This window comes from Acinetobacter sp. FDAARGOS_515 (assembly GCF_003938865.1).
GTDB lineage: Bacteria > Pseudomonadota > Gammaproteobacteria > Pseudomonadales > Moraxellaceae > Acinetobacter > Acinetobacter ursingii.
The window spans coordinates 902376-918348 of record NZ_RKIX01000003.1 but is presented as its reverse complement, the minus strand read 5'-3'; the positions used below and the strand labels follow the sequence as shown (position 1 = coordinate 918348).

The 15973-nt window shown below is 42.1% G+C and carries 16 protein-coding genes; 10 read left to right on the top strand and 6 right to left on the bottom strand.

Features of this window, described 5'->3' with window-relative positions; translation table 11 throughout:
* The first annotated feature begins 23 nt into the window (after positions 1-23).
* The 4 genes from EGS47_RS05815 to EGS47_RS05800 all read left to right on the top strand — a co-directional run bounded on the left by EGS47_RS05815 (position 24) and on the right by EGS47_RS05800 (position 3101).
* On the top strand, positions 24-818 hold the full coding sequence (locus EGS47_RS05815) for a thioesterase family protein (RefSeq protein WP_049173955.1): 795 nt from the start codon (positions 24-26) through the stop codon (positions 816-818).
* A gap of 110 nt (positions 819-928) precedes the next feature.
* The gene (gene pgsA / locus EGS47_RS05810; RefSeq protein WP_010588585.1) at positions 929-1516 is read left to right on the top strand and encodes a CDP-diacylglycerol--glycerol-3-phosphate 3-phosphatidyltransferase; all 588 of its coding nucleotides are present in this window, start codon (positions 929-931) and stop codon (positions 1514-1516) included.
* A gap of 119 nt (positions 1517-1635) precedes the next feature.
* Complete coding sequence (locus EGS47_RS05805; RefSeq protein WP_125269319.1) at positions 1636-2496, top strand: bifunctional transcriptional activator/DNA repair enzyme AdaA; 861 nt, start codon at positions 1636-1638, stop codon at positions 2494-2496.
* Positions 2493-3101, top strand: a complete 609-nt coding sequence (locus EGS47_RS05800; protein ID WP_125269318.1) for an alpha-ketoglutarate-dependent dioxygenase AlkB family protein — start codon at positions 2493-2495, stop codon at positions 3099-3101. The genes EGS47_RS05805 and EGS47_RS05800 overlap by 4 nt, the downstream gene beginning before the upstream one ends.
* A gap of 18 nt (positions 3102-3119) precedes the next feature.
* Here EGS47_RS05800 and EGS47_RS05795 read toward each other — a convergent pair whose 3' ends face one another.
* On the bottom strand, positions 3120-4913 hold the full coding sequence (locus tag EGS47_RS05795; RefSeq protein ID WP_125269317.1) for an ABC transporter ATP-binding protein: 1794 nt from the start codon (positions 4911-4913) through the stop codon (positions 3120-3122).
* A 271-nt stretch (positions 4914-5184) separates the two neighbouring features.
* Positions 5185-5979 (bottom strand): IclR family transcriptional regulator, encoded by a 795-nt coding sequence (locus tag EGS47_RS05790; protein ID WP_004994279.1) that lies wholly within the window; start codon positions 5977-5979, stop codon positions 5185-5187.
* Positions 5980-6485: 506 nt separating this feature from the next.
* Between EGS47_RS05790 and EGS47_RS05785 the strand changes: the two genes are divergently transcribed.
* From EGS47_RS05785 to EGS47_RS05775, 3 genes are all read left to right on the top strand, one after another.
* Positions 6486-8576 (top strand): FUSC family protein, encoded by a 2091-nt coding sequence (locus EGS47_RS05785; RefSeq protein WP_125269316.1) that lies wholly within the window; start codon positions 6486-6488, stop codon positions 8574-8576.
* Positions 8569-8775 carry a DUF1656 domain-containing protein gene (locus EGS47_RS05780; protein WP_004994275.1) on the top strand — a complete coding sequence of 69 codons (207 nt, stop codon included), beginning with the start codon at positions 8569-8571 and terminating at the stop codon, positions 8773-8775. Before EGS47_RS05785 ends, EGS47_RS05780 begins: the two co-directional genes overlap by 8 nt.
* Before the next feature lie 92 nt (positions 8776-8867).
* Positions 8868-9866, top strand: a complete 999-nt coding sequence (locus tag EGS47_RS05775; RefSeq protein WP_004991688.1) for an HlyD family secretion protein — start codon at positions 8868-8870, stop codon at positions 9864-9866.
* A gap of 57 nt (positions 9867-9923) precedes the next feature.
* On the opposite strand, the gene ruvX is transcribed toward EGS47_RS05775, so the two are convergent.
* The 3 genes from ruvX to recN form a co-directional block, all read right to left on the bottom strand.
* On the bottom strand, positions 9924-10367 hold the full coding sequence (gene ruvX / locus EGS47_RS05770) for a Holliday junction resolvase RuvX (protein WP_125269315.1): 444 nt from the start codon (positions 10365-10367) through the stop codon (positions 9924-9926).
* On the bottom strand, positions 10360-10914 hold the full coding sequence (locus tag EGS47_RS05765; protein ID WP_004991685.1) for a YqgE/AlgH family protein: 555 nt from the start codon (positions 10912-10914) through the stop codon (positions 10360-10362). The genes ruvX and EGS47_RS05765 overlap by 8 nt, the downstream gene beginning before the upstream one ends.
* Before the next feature lie 154 nt (positions 10915-11068).
* Positions 11069-12730: a DNA repair protein RecN gene (gene recN / locus EGS47_RS05760; protein WP_125269314.1), complete on the bottom strand. Its 1662-nt coding sequence runs from the start codon at positions 12728-12730 to the stop codon at positions 11069-11071.
* 507 nt (positions 12731-13237) lie between these two features.
* On the opposite strand from recN, the gene EGS47_RS05755 reads away from it, so the two are divergent.
* From EGS47_RS05755 to EGS47_RS05745, 3 genes are all read left to right on the top strand, one after another.
* Positions 13238-13564, top strand: coding sequence for a pyrimidine/purine nucleoside phosphorylase (locus EGS47_RS05755; RefSeq protein WP_004991681.1), 327 nt, complete (start codon positions 13238-13240; stop codon positions 13562-13564).
* Positions 13565-13683: 119 nt separating this feature from the next.
* Positions 13684-14433 (top strand): 23S rRNA (guanosine(2251)-2'-O)-methyltransferase RlmB, encoded by a 750-nt coding sequence (rlmB, locus tag EGS47_RS05750; RefSeq protein ID WP_004994270.1) that lies wholly within the window; start codon positions 13684-13686, stop codon positions 14431-14433.
* A 40-nt stretch (positions 14434-14473) separates the two neighbouring features.
* A complete protein-coding gene (locus EGS47_RS05745; RefSeq protein ID WP_125269313.1) occupies positions 14474-15397 on the top strand; it encodes a DMT family transporter in 924 nt (307 codons plus the stop codon).
* Here EGS47_RS05745 and coaE read toward each other — a convergent pair.
* Entirely contained in the window at positions 15379-15972 is a 594-nt protein-coding gene (gene coaE / locus EGS47_RS05740; RefSeq protein ID WP_125269312.1) for a dephospho-CoA kinase, read from the bottom strand. The two genes, EGS47_RS05745 and coaE, sit on opposite strands and share 19 nt — an antisense overlap.
* Position 15973: the final 1 nt, after the last annotated feature.

Genomic DNA, 15973 nt, shown 5'->3' with positions numbered 1-15973 from the left:
GATCAATAAACTGGAAAAATAACATGTCACTTACACGGTTATTTCGTGAAATTGAACAACAGGAATGGATTGATTTACCAGAGGGTTGGTTACAGGGGCGCACGATTTTTGGAGGTCTGGCCGCAGGCGTTTTGATGCATAAAGCATTGTGCACCATTGGGGATGAAAGCAAGCGTTTATTGAGCTGTAGTATTACTTTTGTCGGGCCAGTACAAGCGGGGAAAGCACGTATAACCGCCGAAATTTTGCGTCAGGGCAAGTCGGTCACTACACTTGAAGTACGCCTATGGCAGGAAAATGCAGTGCAAAGTATTTTGATCGCGAGTTTTGGTACAGATCGTGAGTCGAGTATTCATGTGCGTCAGGAGCCTGTGATCCCTGCTTATCCACTCGCGGATCAGTTAGCACCTTTACCTTTTGCTAAAATGATGCCTGAGTGTTATCAACATTTTGACCTGCGGTGGGCCGAAGGGAAATTTCCAATGATGGGAAGTCCAAGTCCAGATTTTGGCGGATGGGCAAGGTTTTCACCTGAAGAGCAAGCCAATCGTAAAATGACACTGGCAGATTTTGTCACATTGACTGATATCTGGCCACCCGGTGTTTTGAGTATGTTTAAGACACTTGCACCAGCAAGTTCACTGACTTGGCACATCACGTTTATTCATTCTTTAAAAGAGCAATTACACGACTGGTTTAAATATAAAGTAGTAACTGAATATGCTGAGCATGGATATGCGACAGAACAGGCTTATGTCTGGAATGAACAAGATCAATTACTGGCGATTTGCCGTCAGACGGTTACTGTATTTGCCTAGTCGACACTGTTGGGTATTTCGTATAAAGTTGGGCGTAGAAAATATTTTGCCTTATCTGAAATGTTGCATCGCCTTTTGGCGGCAATGAGGGGACTAAACTGGCGATGTCTATGACAACAGGACGCATCCTGAATATCCCGAACATTTTAACACTTGCACGTATCGCATTGATTCCAGTTTTTTTATTGATTGCTTATTGGCCCCCTGCAATTGGGATCAATGAACATGAGGGGAGCTTTTTTAGGCATCTTATTTTGACTGCAATCTTTGTGCTCGCTGCAATTACCGACTGGTTTGATGGTTATCTGGCTCGTGCACTCAATCAAAGCTCTGCTTTTGGACGTTTTTTAGATCCCGTTGCAGATAAATTGATGGTGGCAGCAGCCCTGATTGTACTGGTGCAATGGCAACCCACGATCGCAATGGCCTTTGCTGCGATTGTGATTATTTCTCGTGAAATTACCGTGTCTGCTTTACGTGAGTGGATGGCTGAATTAGGGGCAAGAACCAACGTTGCGGTGTCAACCGTAGGTAAATATAAAACCGCCTTTCAAATGATTGCGATTAGTGTATTTTTACTCAATTGGCAGCCGCTTGAATTACTGGCTTATGCATTGTTATATACAGCGGTGATTTTAACCTTATGGTCGATGTTTATTTATTTAAAGGCAGCTTGGCCGTATCTGAAACAGCCTTAAGCATTTAAAGCCTTTCTGATGAAAGGCTTTTTTAACGAAACATCCAATGTCGTGCAAGAATCGGGTCGTCAGGGTCGATGCTTTGATTTACAGTAAAACTGAATACAGGAGTGTTGATGATGAAAAACGTATCCTCTAGCCAGTTTACTGTGATGGCAAGCATGATTGAATATGCCTACCAGCATTTTGATGACCAACCCAGTCTGGAACAAATGGCTGCAAGGGTGGGTTTAAGCCCGAGCTATGCACAGCGCCAGTTTCAGGAATGGGTTGGCATTAGCCCAAAAAAATTTGTGCAATACTTGAGTCTGCAACGCGCCAAAGCCTTATTACAACAGCGCCATAGTATTTTGGAAACTGCACTGGAAACTGGGCTGTCAGGTACTGGACGTTTGCATGATTTATTTGTACACATTGAAGGGATGACACCCGGAGAATATAAACAACAAGGACAATCTCTACGGATTATTTATTCGATAGAAGCGACGCCGTTTGGTGAGATTTTCATTGCAAGTACAAATAAAGCCATTTGTTCAATTCAGTTTTTATCAGATGCATTGACTGATTTGACCGCACTTGATGAATTGCAGCAGCGCTTTGCGTTGGCTGAGTTTCAACAGCAATCCACTGAACTTCATCAGCAGGTTAGTGCATGGTTCCAGCATGATTTTAAGTCTAATTTGCAGCAAAAAATTCCACTACGTTTGCAGGGGACGCCTTTTCAGCTCAAAGTCTGGGAAGCACTGTTAAAGATTCCAGAAGGCCAGTTGAGCAGTTATCAACAGATTGCCGAGCAAATTGGTCATCCCAAAGCGGTTCGTGCAGTGGCCAGTGCCGTCGCGCAAAATCCAATCGCGTATTTAATCCCATGCCATCGTGTGATTCGATCTACAGGTGTGATTGGTGAATATCATTGGACTCAGGCACGTAAACTGGCAATGTTGTCATGGGAAATGGCAAAACAGGAGCAAGCGGTATGACGCTGGACTTATTTGCTCCTGATCCACAGACCAATGTGCTGCCTTATGAGGGCGAGGTACAGGATTATGGTCTGTTCCTCAACCCTGAACAGGCTGAATTTTATTTTCATTATTTGCTTGAACATTTGCCATGGCGGCATGATGAAGCCAAACTTTATGGAAAACATTTTATTACCCCGCGTAAAGTCGCATGGTATGGCGATGCACATTATCGCTATGCTTATTCAGGGGTGATACGTGATTCCTTGCCGTGGGATGAGCAGTTATTTGTACTCAAGCAGAGTATTGAGCAATTGCTTGGCGAGCAGTTTAATTCCTGTCTGGCTAATTTATACGAAGAAGGGACACAAGGAATGGCGTGGCATAGTGACGGTGATATGTCTTTGGCCGAGCAAACCACGATCGCCTCATTGAGTTTAGGCGCCACTCGAAAATTTTGTTTTCGGCATATCAGTACCAAAGAAAAAATTGAAATGCTGCTGCAATCGGGTCAGCTCATTGTCATGCGGGGTGTCACTCAACAGCACTGGCAGCATGCGATTATGAAGTCACAAAAAATTTTGCAACCCCGTATCAATTTAACTTTTAGACAGTTTTTGCTTTAAATCATTGTACGAGACGTTTTAACTATGGGTTTCTTCATCTTCTAGTGTTTTGGCAATTTTGTCGATATTTAAACTTTTCGCCATCGCATCAAAAATGTCTTTATACGCCCCCGTCTGTAAATATAACTGTTCGTGTTCACCATGTTCCACAATTTCGCCATCCTGCATCACATAAATATAATCGGCATCGATAATTTGCGACAAACTATGGGAAATCATAATCACAGTACGACCTTGTTTAATTTCATCCAGACTTTGTTTAATTTGCTCGGTGGCAATCGCATCTAAACTCGCCGTGGGTTCATCCAGAAAAATAATCGGTGGGTCTTTTAGAAACATCCGTGCCAGTGCGATACGTTGTTGTTGTCCACCTGAAAGCATCAGTGCATCCGTATCATAACCTTGTGCCAAATGACTGATTTGTTCATGAATAGAGGCTTTTTTTGCCGCAACAATCACTTCATCCAGACTGGCATTCATTTTGCCATAGCGGATATTGTCCAGAATGGAACCCTGAAAAATATGATTTTTTTGCAGTACTAGGCCAATATGATCACGTAAATAGTGCGTATCGATCTGATTGAGATTGACTCCATCCAGTAGAATTTCGCCTGATTCAGGTTGATAAAATTTATCGAGTAAACTAATCAACGTAGATTTTCCCGCCCCTGATAGTCCGACTAAGGCCGTAATTTTATTTGGCTGAATCAGCATATTGATGTTTTTTAATGCCTGATGCCCATTTTCATAACTAAAATTGACCTGCTTAAGTTCAAATTGTCCGTGAATGATCGGTTTGAGATGACCACTATCTTCAATTTCGTCATCGGCATTTAAAATTTGAAAGAAACTTTCTGAATAAATCATGGCATCATTCACTTCATCATAAATGCGATGTAGTGAACGAATCGGGGCAGAAACATTATTGAACAATAAAATATGGTACATGATCATTCCAATACTCATTTGTCCTGCCAGAACAAAATAAGAAGTCAGGATAATAATCAACACAATGCCAATCTGTTCAAGAAAAGTTTTGACGCCATCAAAAATAAAACTGGTCTGACGGGTATGCATTTGATTGTCAGTCAGATCGCGCTGTAGCTTAAGTTGTTTTTCGGCTTCTATTTCTTCACGATTAAACGATTTAATCACGGTAATTGACTGGATAATGCCTAAAATACCCTGACTCTTTTTTTCACGACCATCACGTAAACGACGTCGCCATCCCCCCAGTTTTTGTGCCTGTTTAAAGGTCAACCAGAAATAAATCGGGACAATCATTAATGCGACTAGGCCAATCCAGAAATTGGCGTAGAACATCAGTCCTAAAGCAATAATCGCACTGGTAAATAGCGGTAAAATATCAATAAAGAAAATTTGTACCAGACGCGTCAGCGAGCCAATACCCCGATCGATACGGGTTTGTAATTTACCCGCCTGATTTTTTTCCTGATTAAAAAAAGTCAGGCGATACGTCAGAAACTTCTCAATAATGCCTTGAGCCAAATCCTGTGAAACATAAATACGTAGTTTTTCACCGTAATATTTTTGTCCAAATTGAACTAAGGCATTGAGGATTTCTTTCCCCAGTAAGATCGCTGAAATCGTGGCTAAAATCATCCAGCCTTCATTGAGTCCTTTTCCTGCTTCGACCAGTGCATTAATCCGATCAACTGCATATTGCAGAGTGAGCGCATTGACCTGAGCCGTGAGTGCGCCAATCAACGTTAAAATGAGCGTGGCGATGACCAATAGCCGATATGGTCGTACAAAAGGGCGTAGTTGTTGAAATAGATGCCAGAAATTCATGTGGTGTTTATTGTTGTATGGCTTAGAGTCAATCTACATTAGCTTCAGTCTAAAAAGCAAAAATAAGATGTTCAAGAGGGTGTTATGTAACAAGAAAAAAGCTCATGAGATCAACATGAGCTTTTTACTCTGAGGAGGAGTGTCTTCGGATGAAAACAACTTAATTTCATGGAAAATTAAGCTTTAATGAAGAACAATTTCATTATATGAGAATTTGATTGAAATTTCAAACATCGCTGCTATGAAAAATAAATGAAATTTTCATATCGTGTTAAATCAAGCTATTGACTGGGTTTCGTTCATTTTGTGAAAGCGTCAGAAACTTATGTTCAATTTGAGCAGCATTACTTTTTAAAATTTCAATCAATTTCTCGATATGAATAAATTCAAAACGATTTTTTGAGGCCACAATGGTGAGTGCCAAAGGCGACTCTTTATTGGTGGACAGTTTAATCGGCACAGATAAACCTGAAACATTAGGATCAAGTTCGCCGTGAGATAAATAAAACCCTTGTTTTTTTATTTTTTTCATACGAGCCAGAAAACTGTCTTCATCCTGCGCAAACCCAACCTCAGCCAGTTGTGTTGCAAAACGTTGATAATAATCCTGAATTTGGCGTTTTGGGAGCTGGGCAATAATCACTTTAGGTGACGAACCCATGTATACTGGTCGTGGACAACCGCGCCCATAGGACAGCAGGTCTGTATTGCGAAACACTTCATGATGCAAATCAATACAATAATCACGATTGAGATGGGTTAACAAACAACATAATTCGGTGCGTTCTGCGATATCCTTCATAAACGGACTGCTGATTTGCACCAGTGGGTCAGTGGTGCGCGAGATATAGTCCAAGACTGCAATTTTTGAACCGAGGGTGTAATCACCTGATGTACCGCTGATGCGCTGTAGAATATCGGCAGAAACCAGTTCTTTTAAATAACGATAGCTGGTCGGTTTGGACAGACCTAGCTCATCGCAAATATGATCGACATTAATCACAGGCCGTGATACCGAAAATAAATCCAGAACCGTTAAAATTTTGCCAAAGCTTGAAAGCGCCATGATTACCTACTTTGCTAAAGAACCATCAGAAACACGTGCGGAATTATCTGTTATAACAAATTGCGACACACCTTGCAGTCTAAATTAGTCGACGCTAATTAATTGATCTCATCAAAAAACAACGCTGAACCAAGCTTAAAATACAATTAATTATCATAATAAGATATTTTGTTGACTATTTTTTGTTTTTTTGCCAAAATTATCCAAATAAAATATCCAATGAAGAAGTTTTCATCAAGTCAAATGCACGCTGTGAAATTTTTTCATCCATCTGTGGTTCATCCTTAACCAATGTTTTGACTGCCTTTTACAACAACAGATAAAAGCCGTAGTTCTAAACGCTTGTTAAGCGATAATCTGATTATAAAATGATCTTTCTGAACTGAGTGTAAACCAACATTTACAGCAGATTGCGGCTGTTGTGCGATTGAAAAAAAGCATGACATCGATGGATTATGCGTATAGATCAAGCACTCACTAGGGAATACTGGTTTTGAGATCAATTCATGTTATTTAAACAGATACTGGCGTTTAGACCATCGCGCATGGATTTGATTTTTGCGGTCAAAACCTTTATCGCGATGATGCTTGCTTTGTATACCGCATTTGTACTGGATTTAACTTATCCCATGTGGGCAGCAGGTACGGTGATTATCATTGCCCAGCCTTATGCAGGTATGGTCTCATCCAAAGCCTTGTATCGTCTTACTGGAACGATTCTGGGCGGTATTCTGGCGATTTTCTTTACCCCGCGTCTAATTGATATGCCCATTCTGTTTACCTGTATTTTGTCGATATGGGTAGGCGTATGTTTATATATTTCCTTGCTGGATCGTACCCCGCGAAGTTATGTATTTATGTTGGCGGGTTATACCACGGTCATGATTGCCTGTAGCTCAATTTATAATATTGATAGCCATAGTGTGTTTGATATGGCCTTAAGTCGGGTACTGGAAATTTCTATTGCGGTGATCTGTAGTGCGGTTGTTTCTGCAACCATTTTCCCTGCACACTTGGGCGCACAACTTCAGCAACGTGTTCAAAAAACGCTGGATGATACGCGTGATGTCTTTGCCAGTATTTTAACCGATCAGCAGCACAGCCAGAGTTATACTCAACTTTTGGGGCATATTGCCCGCGATACGACCGATATTCACGGCCTCGCGGTACATCTGGCCTATGAAAGTGGCGAATTGCATGGTATGACCAAGCCGATACAGGAATTACTGCATCAGGAAACCATGGTGGTTGCTAATCTGGTGTCAATGTCAGAACGTATTTTTCAATTGGATCAAATTGATCAACATTATCGTTTAGGCTTAGAGCAACTGCATCAGCATGTTGTCAGTTTCTTACGTGCGCAGACCGATATCCACGAATCTGAATTGAATCAATTACCGCCAGAGTTTGAATCCGATTTTGAACATTTATTGGTACTTAGTCAGCCACAACAAGAAATTATGCTGGATGCCTTAAAAATGGATATCCGTCATTTTATTCAAAATGTGATGGCGGTGAAGTTACTTTGGCAACTGATCAATAAAGGTGAAAAGCGTATTCCAGATACGATTGCCACCATTACCACACAATATCCGAGTCTACATCGCGATCATGGTATTGCAGTGCGTAGTTCGATTGCTGCTGCCGTTGCAACAGCGACGTCATTTTTACTCTGGATTTATACGGGGTGGCATGCGGGATATATGATGGCGCAATTAACTGCGGTCAGTGCCTGTATTTTGTCTACAATGGATAATCCGATTCCAGCATTAAAGACGTTTATTCGTGGCTCGGTTTACGCTGCAATCCTGACCATCATCTATGCGTTTACCATCATGCCGCAAGTTCACGCATTTTGGCAGTTAGCTGTGGTCTTGGCTCCGTTGGTGATTTATCTGGCCAGCATGTTCCCTACACCGATGTTGATGATGTTGGCATTGCCGATGCTGATTAACTTTATTATGAGTTTGAATTTGCAAAACCGCTATGCGATGGATGCGGTTATCTTGATGGATACCGCAATGGCGGGCGTAGTTGGACCCATTATTTCTATTTTGGCGATTTATTTTATTCGTGCTATGTCGCCTGAAACCAGTGCTCGTCGTATTTTGAGTTTACATTATCGCGCCTTAAAGGAAGCGTTGTATATTCCCTATGGTTCAGCGTTTCGCATTCATTTACGCAGTATGCTGGATCGGATCGGGGTGTTAAATACCAAGCTGGTTCAGTCTGATGAGTTAAAGCATGCTATGAATCTGGCACTGATTGAAACCAGTGCGGTGGTTAATCTCAGTCGGATTGCCGAGTTAAGCCAAAATAGTAAAACCTTGCCCGAGCTAAAACAGGCATTAAAGCATTTACAACAGTTGTTGGAAGCTAGTTTTCGTGATCAGGAAAAGCATATTGCGTTGAATACGGTCCTAAAAGATAAAGTATTGGCGCAAATGGACTATATTGAAACACTGGTGCTCAATGAACCAGATATTGAAGTGAAACATCGGATTCAAATGAGTATGAATAATATTCGTAGTAGCATTTTCCATGTACAAAAAAATGGCGAAGACCATCAAGCGTTAGATGGAGCTGTGCATGGGTGAGTTCAATCTATATGGCGTTTATGTGCCGACATTGCTGATTCAGGCGATTTTGGCCTATTTATTCTTCAAGCTCGTGACTTTGGTGAGCAATCGATGGATTGCTGCGGGATGGATTGGATTTCCAGGCATTTTTAATTTAAGTCTATATGTGTTGATGTTGATGCTCGTACACTGGATATTTTTGGCGATTCAGACCTAAGATCTCAACCGGATCTAAAATCAATGTACGTTCTATGACGTGATTCACATCAGTTTTAACGAAAGTTTAAGGCGAAATTTAAGGTAAGCAACATGAATTCTTTTGATGCACGGAAAATTGTCCGTCCGTTGGTCACACTGGTGATCGCAATACTCGCGATTTTTGTGATCGTTCATTTGTGGAATTACTATAACTCCGCACCGTGGACACGTGATGGGCGAGTTCGTGGTGATGTGATTCAGGTTTCGTCTGATGTGTCGGGTTTGGTGACCGAGGTGTTGGTGCAAGATAACCAGACCGTCAAAAAAGGACAGCCCTTATTTCGAATTGATATCGCACGTCAGCAACTCGATGTCGAACAGGCACGTTCTGATCTGGCCAAAGCCAAAGCGGGGCTGGCTCAAGCAGAAGCCAATGCGATTGCAGCCAAAGCCAATCTGGAAAAATCTCGTGCCAATACGCAGTTAGCTGAAAAAAATGCAGAACGTTATTCAAACCTGATGGATGGTGCGATTTCCAAGCAGGAACAAGATCAAATGTATGCGACACGTGATCAATCCAAAGCTGAAGATGCGCAAATGACCGCCTCGATTGAACAGGCACAGGCGACCATTAAACAGCAACATGCGCTAATCGAAGTGTCTCAAAGTGCGCTCAATCTGGCATTGCTGAATTTAAAACGTTCAGAGGTGGTTGCGCCTGCGGATGGTACATTGTCCAACTTCAGCTTGCGTGTTGGTAATTATGTCAAAATTGGTGATGCAGTTGCGGCACTGGTTGATCGTGAGCAGCTTTATGTGGTGGGTTACTTTGAAGAAACCAAACTCAATCACATTCACGTGGGAGATAAAGCCACGATTCAATTGATGGGTGATTCACAAAAAATCCGTGGGCATGTACAAGGGATTGCCAGCGGGATTGAAGACCGCGAACGTTCAAGTAGTTCAACGTTACTCGCCAATGTGAATCCGACCTTTACTTGGGTACGTTTAGCGCAGCGTGTACCGGTTAAGATTGTATTAGATGAAACACCAAAAAATGCGTTGGCATTTGTAGCGGGTCGTACAGCAACAGTGCGGATCGAAAATTAAAGTCTACATAAAAATATCGTTGACTTGAAAAAAGGCTGATGTTGATCAGCCATTTTTTTAGGGTTGAATCCCTTGAGGATGATGATACCAACTCTGAATCAAAAGAGCTGCGGCTAAGCTATCTGCCGAAAGACGCTTACCACGTCCCTGATCATGATAAGACTCTAATTCATCACGTGCTTCACGTGTGGTTAAACGTTCATCCACCATCCAGGTTTCAATATTGGTTTGATGACGTAAGCGCCGTGCAAATTTACGCGCTCGGGTCGAAAGTTCGGATTCAGAATCATCCATATTTAATGGTAAGCCGACCAGAAATAGGTTCGGCTGCCATTCTTTGACAATTTTGAGCAATTGATTCCAGTCAGGAATTCCATCTTTCATGGGAAATAAGGCTAATGGATTGGCACTTTCGATCGTAGATTGACCGACAGCCATTCCCATCTTTTGCGTACCAAAGTCAAAGGCCATAATCATTTGCATGCTTGGCATTTCAGGCATGACCAATCTCGGAAGAAAGCCATGTGCGGTCAACGCCTAGCTTTTTATAGGCAGCGTCCCAACGTGCGTCATAAGGCAAATTAAAGATCAAATCCATATCGGAATCACACACGAGCCAGTCTCCCCGTGAAATTTCATCTTCGAGCTGGTTTTTGCTCCAACTGGCATAGCCCAGTGCGATCTGGTAACGACCAACACCTTCGTTATGTGCAATCGCATCTAAAATATCTTTACTGGTCGTAATACACAGGTTTTCACCGACCGCGATTGAGGAATGCCACGTTGGCTGTCCAGTATGTAACACAAATCCAGCTTCTGGGCGTAATGGCCCGCCCTGTAGCACTTCATGAGGTTGCACATGGTCAGCATCAATATCCAGATCATTGAGTAATTCTTTGACTTGAATCCCAGACGGACGATTGATAATTAAACCCTGTGCGCCTTCTTCATCGTGACGTGCTAAATAAATTACGGTATTCGCAAAAAAATCATCGGCCATTTCTGGAGGAGCAATCAGACAACGGTGTGTCAAATATTGTTTGGTCACCTAAGCGGTTCTCCTTAAAACGTGGTCGCTTTTGTATTGATATAGGATGTTCTTATCAACATACAAGAGTAAATGGATTTCGCCAATCATTTTTCAGTGATTTATTGCAGAAAAATAATTGGCGATCAAGACAGGAAACTGGCTTTGAAAGGATTTAACTGTGTTGAAATTTGAGCTGGCGTAATTGTTTGGCATGTTGCAGGGTCGTCTCATTAATTTCAACCCCGCCTGACATTCGGGCAAGCTCAAGCACCCGTTGAGGTTCATCAAGCTCAATAATGGTACTGCTGGCCGGATCAGTCTGCTGTTTTTTGACCAGTAAATGTTGATCAGACTGTGCCGCAACCTGAGGTTGATGGGTAATACACAGCAGTTGCACGTGCTGCGCTAAATCTGCCAGTAAGCGACCCACGACTTCGGCTGTACCGCCACTGATCCCGACATCAATTTCATCAAACACCAGCGTTTCTGCTTCGGTTTTTTCAGCGTTCATCACCTGCATGACCAGCGCGATACGCGATAATTCACCACCCGAAGCAACGCGCGCCAAAGGCTGTGGTGGCATCCCCTTATTTGCAGTAAATAAAAGCTGAATAAAGCTTAGACCTTCAGCATTCGGTTGTTCTAAAGGTTCAAACTTAAACTCAAAATGCGCTTCAGGCAGCGCCAGTGGTTTAACTTGTTCCGTCAGTTGTTTGGCCAATGGAGTGGCGGCATCGCGACGAATTTGATCCAGATGTTGTGCTTTTTCCAAAAAGATCTGATGAGCTATTTCGACTTGTTCGGCTAGGGTTTCTGGATCTTCAAGCTGATGTAACTTTTCTAGCTCAAGTTGCCAGTGTTCATATTCTTGTTTGAGCTCTTCAGGTTGAAGACGATATTTACGAGCCAGACGATGAAACACTTCCAAAGTTGTATTTAATTCTTCCATTCGTTCGGGATCAAAACTTTGACGATCCATAAATTGACGTAGATTGGCGGTTGCATCGTCCAACTCACTTTGTGCATTGACGATCGAATTATAAATCTCAGAAAGCTGCTCGCTACGACCCGAATGCGTTTCAATGCGTCTTAAAATAGACGCCAGTTCCTGATTAATACTTGGTTCAGCTTCATCTAGCGCATTTAAACTATACGCACAGTCCTGCATGATATGTTCATGATGACTCAGTCGATCGAACTCCTGTTCAATTTCTTGATAATCCGTTTGAACAATCTCTTCAATTTCTTCTAATTGTAGTTGCAGTGTTTGAATGCGCTGCTGACGAGTTGCCTGAGCATCTAGTGCTGATTGATGTTGGCGAATTGTGGCTTGCCAATTTTGATAAGCCTCTTTGACCTCTTGTGCAGGCTGATAAAAATTACGATAACGATCTAGCCAGTGCTTAGGATAGGGTGGTTCAAGCAACTGTTGCTGGCTATGTTGGCTATACAACTGTACCAGCAAACGGCCAATTTCTTTGAGTTCCGATAGGCTGCTTGGACGACCATTAATCCATGCTTTACTGCGACCTGTGGCAAAAATGACACGGCGCAAGTGAATTTCACCCGTATCCTCATCCATCTCATGTTCTTTAAGCCACTGTGATTCTGGACTTTGTGGTTGATAGCTAAAGCTTGCCGTAATATCGGCTTTTTCCGCGCCATAACGCACATAGTTGGTATCTGTACGTTCACCTAAGCAGGCAGACAGTGCGTCGAGTAGCAAGGATTTACCTGCACCAGTTTCACCTGTTAAGACATTAAATCCCTGTTCAATATCAAGTACAAGATGATCAGCAAGTGCAAAGTTAATCAGTGTTAAATGAGTCAGCATACACGCGTCCAGAGCGTCAGTCTTTTTTGTTTAAGATAGAGAAGTTTTATCGTTGCCACAAGCTATGAACTGAATAAAAGCCATCAGTAAATCTTATGCTTGATGCAGTGTAGCAAGATTTAGGCTGAATAGAAATGCCGTGTAATTTCAGTTCATATATGACGAAATTGTCATGAGAATGTCTTGTTTTCAAAGTAAAATAATCAAAACAAATTTAGATGTCAGCTTTATTAGATCTCTTGCATAAATTCTTTATTTTTCTCTATATATGATGCAAAAATAGAAAGGGTTTAAACAAGTATGAAAGAAGTCTATTGAATGATGAACAGAACACAATAAGCAACTGACTTCATGTATGGATATAGAATAAATAAAAAAATGAGACAGGTATAAAATTTGCTTGGATAGCAGACTCTAGATAAAAGAGATTGATTAGTTATTTGCCCAGAATTAAACTACGTCAGTCATCACCCCTAATACAAATACGGCGAAATTGGAGAGTTACGCATGAGTTCAGCTCAGTTTGATCATGTAACGGTAGTAAAAAAATCAAATGTTTATTTTGGCGGTTTGTGCATTAGCCATACGGTTCAATTTGAAGATGGAACAAAAAAGACACTTGGCGTAATTTTACCAAGTGAACAGGCCTTAACTTTTGAAACGCATGTGCCTGAACGTATGGAAATTATTTCGGGTGAATGCCGTGTTAAAATTGCCGACAGTACAGAAAGCGAATTATTTCGTGCAGGGCAGTCATTTTATGTCCCAGGCAATAGTTTATTTAAAATTGAGACAGATGATGTGCTCGATTACGTTTGCCATTTAGAAGGTTAACCTGTTTGCCTGAAAATCGGTTAAACTAGCCGCATAGATGAGTAAATCAAGAAATCCTGTGAAGTTGGCTTTACGGGATTTTTATTTTGAGTTAAATAAAGTTGAGATAGAGGTCAGGCATGGCAAAACCAGAATATTATTATGGCGTACATTCGGTTGAATCATTGCTTGAACTTGAACCTGAACGCGTCTTGACGTTATTTACCTTAAAAGGACGGGATGACCAACGCTTACAGAAGATTCTGGAGCTGGCTGAACCTTTTGGGATTAGTGTGCAAAAAGCCAGTCGTGACAGTTTAGAAAAATTGGCAGGCATGCCTTTTCATCAAGGCGTGGTGGCAGCCGTCCGTCCACATCCCACCTTAAATGAAAAAGATCTGGATCAACTCTTGCAAGCCACGCCAGATGCATTACTTTTAGCATTAGATCAAGTCACAGATCCACATAATCTGGGTGCCTGTATTCGTACTGCCGCGGCAATGGGCGTACAAGCGGTCGTGGTTCCGCGTGATCGCTCCGCTGGTTTAACGCCAACTGCTCGAAAAGTTGCGGCAGGTGGTGCAGAAAAGGTCAAATTTATTCAGGTGACCAATCTGGCGAGAACATTAGCGCACGTCAAAGAACAGTTCTTTTTGCGCGTCATTGGGACTATGCTGGATGAAAAAGCGCTGCCGATCCAGAAGTGTGATTTAACAGGAGGAGTGGTGATTGTGATGGGTGCTGAAGATACAGGACTGCGTCCAATAACTCAGTCACAATGTGATCAAACCGTTTATATTCCAATGAGCGGCAACCTGCAAAGTTTAAATGTGAGTGTAGCAACAGGTATGGCACTCTATGAAGCAAGTCGCCAACGTCATCCTGCATAAAATCATTTTAAGCTGATCTGATGTTTTAAAGAAGAACGCTATGTCTCCGCGAGCCCAAGGCTATGTTTTTATTGCCATTACAATGTGCATCTGGGGCGGTTTTACTATTTTCTCCCGTTTAAATGCACACTGGCATATCAGTGCATGGGATATTACCGCACTGCGTTTTGCCATTGCATTTGTAATTTTAATGCCGATTTTAATTTATAAAAAAGATTTGGCTTTTTTATGCACAAAGCAGTCGGTGATTTTGGCTTTAATTGGTGGAGTGGGTTATTGCCTTACGGCGTATAGCGCCTTTCTTTACGCCCCTGCGGCGCATGCAGCAATCTTTTTAAATGGTTGCATTCCTTTGTGTACTGCGCTTGCAGCTTATTTACTATTCAAACAACCTTTTGATCGGCACACATGGTGGAGTGTCGGGATTATGTTAGCTGCAATTGCACTGATGAGCTATTTGATGTCGCGGGATCAACAGTCTCATTTTGGTCTAGGCGATATTTTATTTGTGATGAGTGCAATCTGGTGGGGTATTTTTACTGTTTTATTGAAACAGTGGAAGCTTTCTGCATGGCATTCGATGGCGAGCGTCGCGATTTGGTCAGCCATTATTTATTTACCAATCTACCTACTATTTCTTCCTAAACATTATCATGAGGTTGAGCCATTACATTTAGCGATTCAAGGTTTATTCCACGGAGTCTTTGTGGTGATTGTTGCCACCATTACCTATGTCGCGGCGATTGAGCGTTTAGGTGCATTTAAAACAGGCAGCATCGTCACACTTGCACCTTTTATTGCCGCAGTGATTGCTGTGCCATTATTGGGTGAACCTTTAAGTCTTGCGATTGTATGTGGTCTTATTGGGATGGGAATCGGTGCTTTACAACCGTGGCGTTGGCGTTTTAAAGATACATTGACGGTACAACTGCAACGCCAAAAGGATCAGGAACGTTCTAAATAGTTCTGATGTAGCTTTGCAAGCTGTTGATATAGATGATCTAGATGCCCATCATTGATCACGATATCATCTGCGATCTTGCGCTTTTGCTCACGTGGCATTTGTGCAGCAATAATTTTTTTAATTTGTTCTGAATCTTGACCATCACGTTGACTGGCTCGCTCGATCTGAATAGCTTCACTGGCATCGATCAGCAAAGTACGATCAGTGAGTTGATGTTGATCTGTTTCAAACAATAATGGTGAAACCAAGATCACATAAGGGCTGGTCGCATTCTGTAATTGCTGAATAATAGATTGGCGAATAGCAGGGTGAGTCATCTGTTCTAATTGATGGCGTGCAGAAGGATTCTGAAAAATATGCTCTCTTAACGCTCGGCGATTTAGACTACCATCAGGACTGAGTACCCAATCACCAAAGCTGTCATGAATTTTCTTTAGTACGGGTTGCCCAATTTCAACCACTTCTCTGGCCACGATATCGGCATCCACCACAGTAATCCCTTGAGTTTCAAACCATTGACTTGCAGCGGACTTGCCACTACCAATGCCACCTGTTAAACCAAGTATGAAACTCATC

Bases quoted from the DNA above. Each gene is read 5' to 3' on its own strand.
- EGS47_RS05795 (WP_125269317.1), bottom strand. From the start codon at position 4,913: ATGAATTTCTGGCATCTATTTCAACAACTACGCCCTTTTGTACGACCA.
- EGS47_RS05785 (WP_125269316.1), top strand. From the start codon at position 6,486: ATGTTATTTAAACAGATACTGGCGTTTAGACCATCGCGCATGGATTTG.
- EGS47_RS05780 (WP_004994275.1), top strand. From the start codon at position 8,569: ATGGGTGAGTTCAATCTATATGGCGTTTATGTGCCGACATTGCTGATT.
- recN (WP_125269314.1), bottom strand. From the start codon at position 12,730: ATGCTGACTCATTTAACACTGATTAACTTTGCACTTGCTGATCATCTT.
- EGS47_RS05790 (WP_004994279.1), bottom strand. From the start codon at position 5,979: ATGGCGCTTTCAAGCTTTGGCAAAATTTTAACGGTTCTGGATTTATTT.
- EGS47_RS05815 (WP_049173955.1), top strand. From the start codon at position 24: ATGTCACTTACACGGTTATTTCGTGAAATTGAACAACAGGAATGGATT.
- ruvX (WP_125269315.1), bottom strand. From the start codon at position 10,367: ATGCCTGAAATGCCAAGCATGCAAATGATTATGGCCTTTGACTTTGGT.
- pgsA (WP_010588585.1), top strand. From the start codon at position 929: ATGACAACAGGACGCATCCTGAATATCCCGAACATTTTAACACTTGCA.
- EGS47_RS05745 (WP_125269313.1), top strand. From the start codon at position 14,474: ATGTCTCCGCGAGCCCAAGGCTATGTTTTTATTGCCATTACAATGTGC.
- rlmB (WP_004994270.1), top strand. From the start codon at position 13,684: ATGGCAAAACCAGAATATTATTATGGCGTACATTCGGTTGAATCATTG.
- coaE (WP_125269312.1), bottom strand. From the start codon at position 15,972: ATGAGTTTCATACTTGGTTTAACAGGTGGCATTGGTAGTGGCAAGTCC.
- EGS47_RS05755 (WP_004991681.1), top strand. From the start codon at position 13,238: ATGAGTTCAGCTCAGTTTGATCATGTAACGGTAGTAAAAAAATCAAAT.
- EGS47_RS05800 (WP_125269318.1), top strand. From the start codon at position 2,493: ATGACGCTGGACTTATTTGCTCCTGATCCACAGACCAATGTGCTGCCT.
- EGS47_RS05805 (WP_125269319.1), top strand. From the start codon at position 1,636: ATGAAAAACGTATCCTCTAGCCAGTTTACTGTGATGGCAAGCATGATT.
- EGS47_RS05775 (WP_004991688.1), top strand. From the start codon at position 8,868: ATGAATTCTTTTGATGCACGGAAAATTGTCCGTCCGTTGGTCACACTG.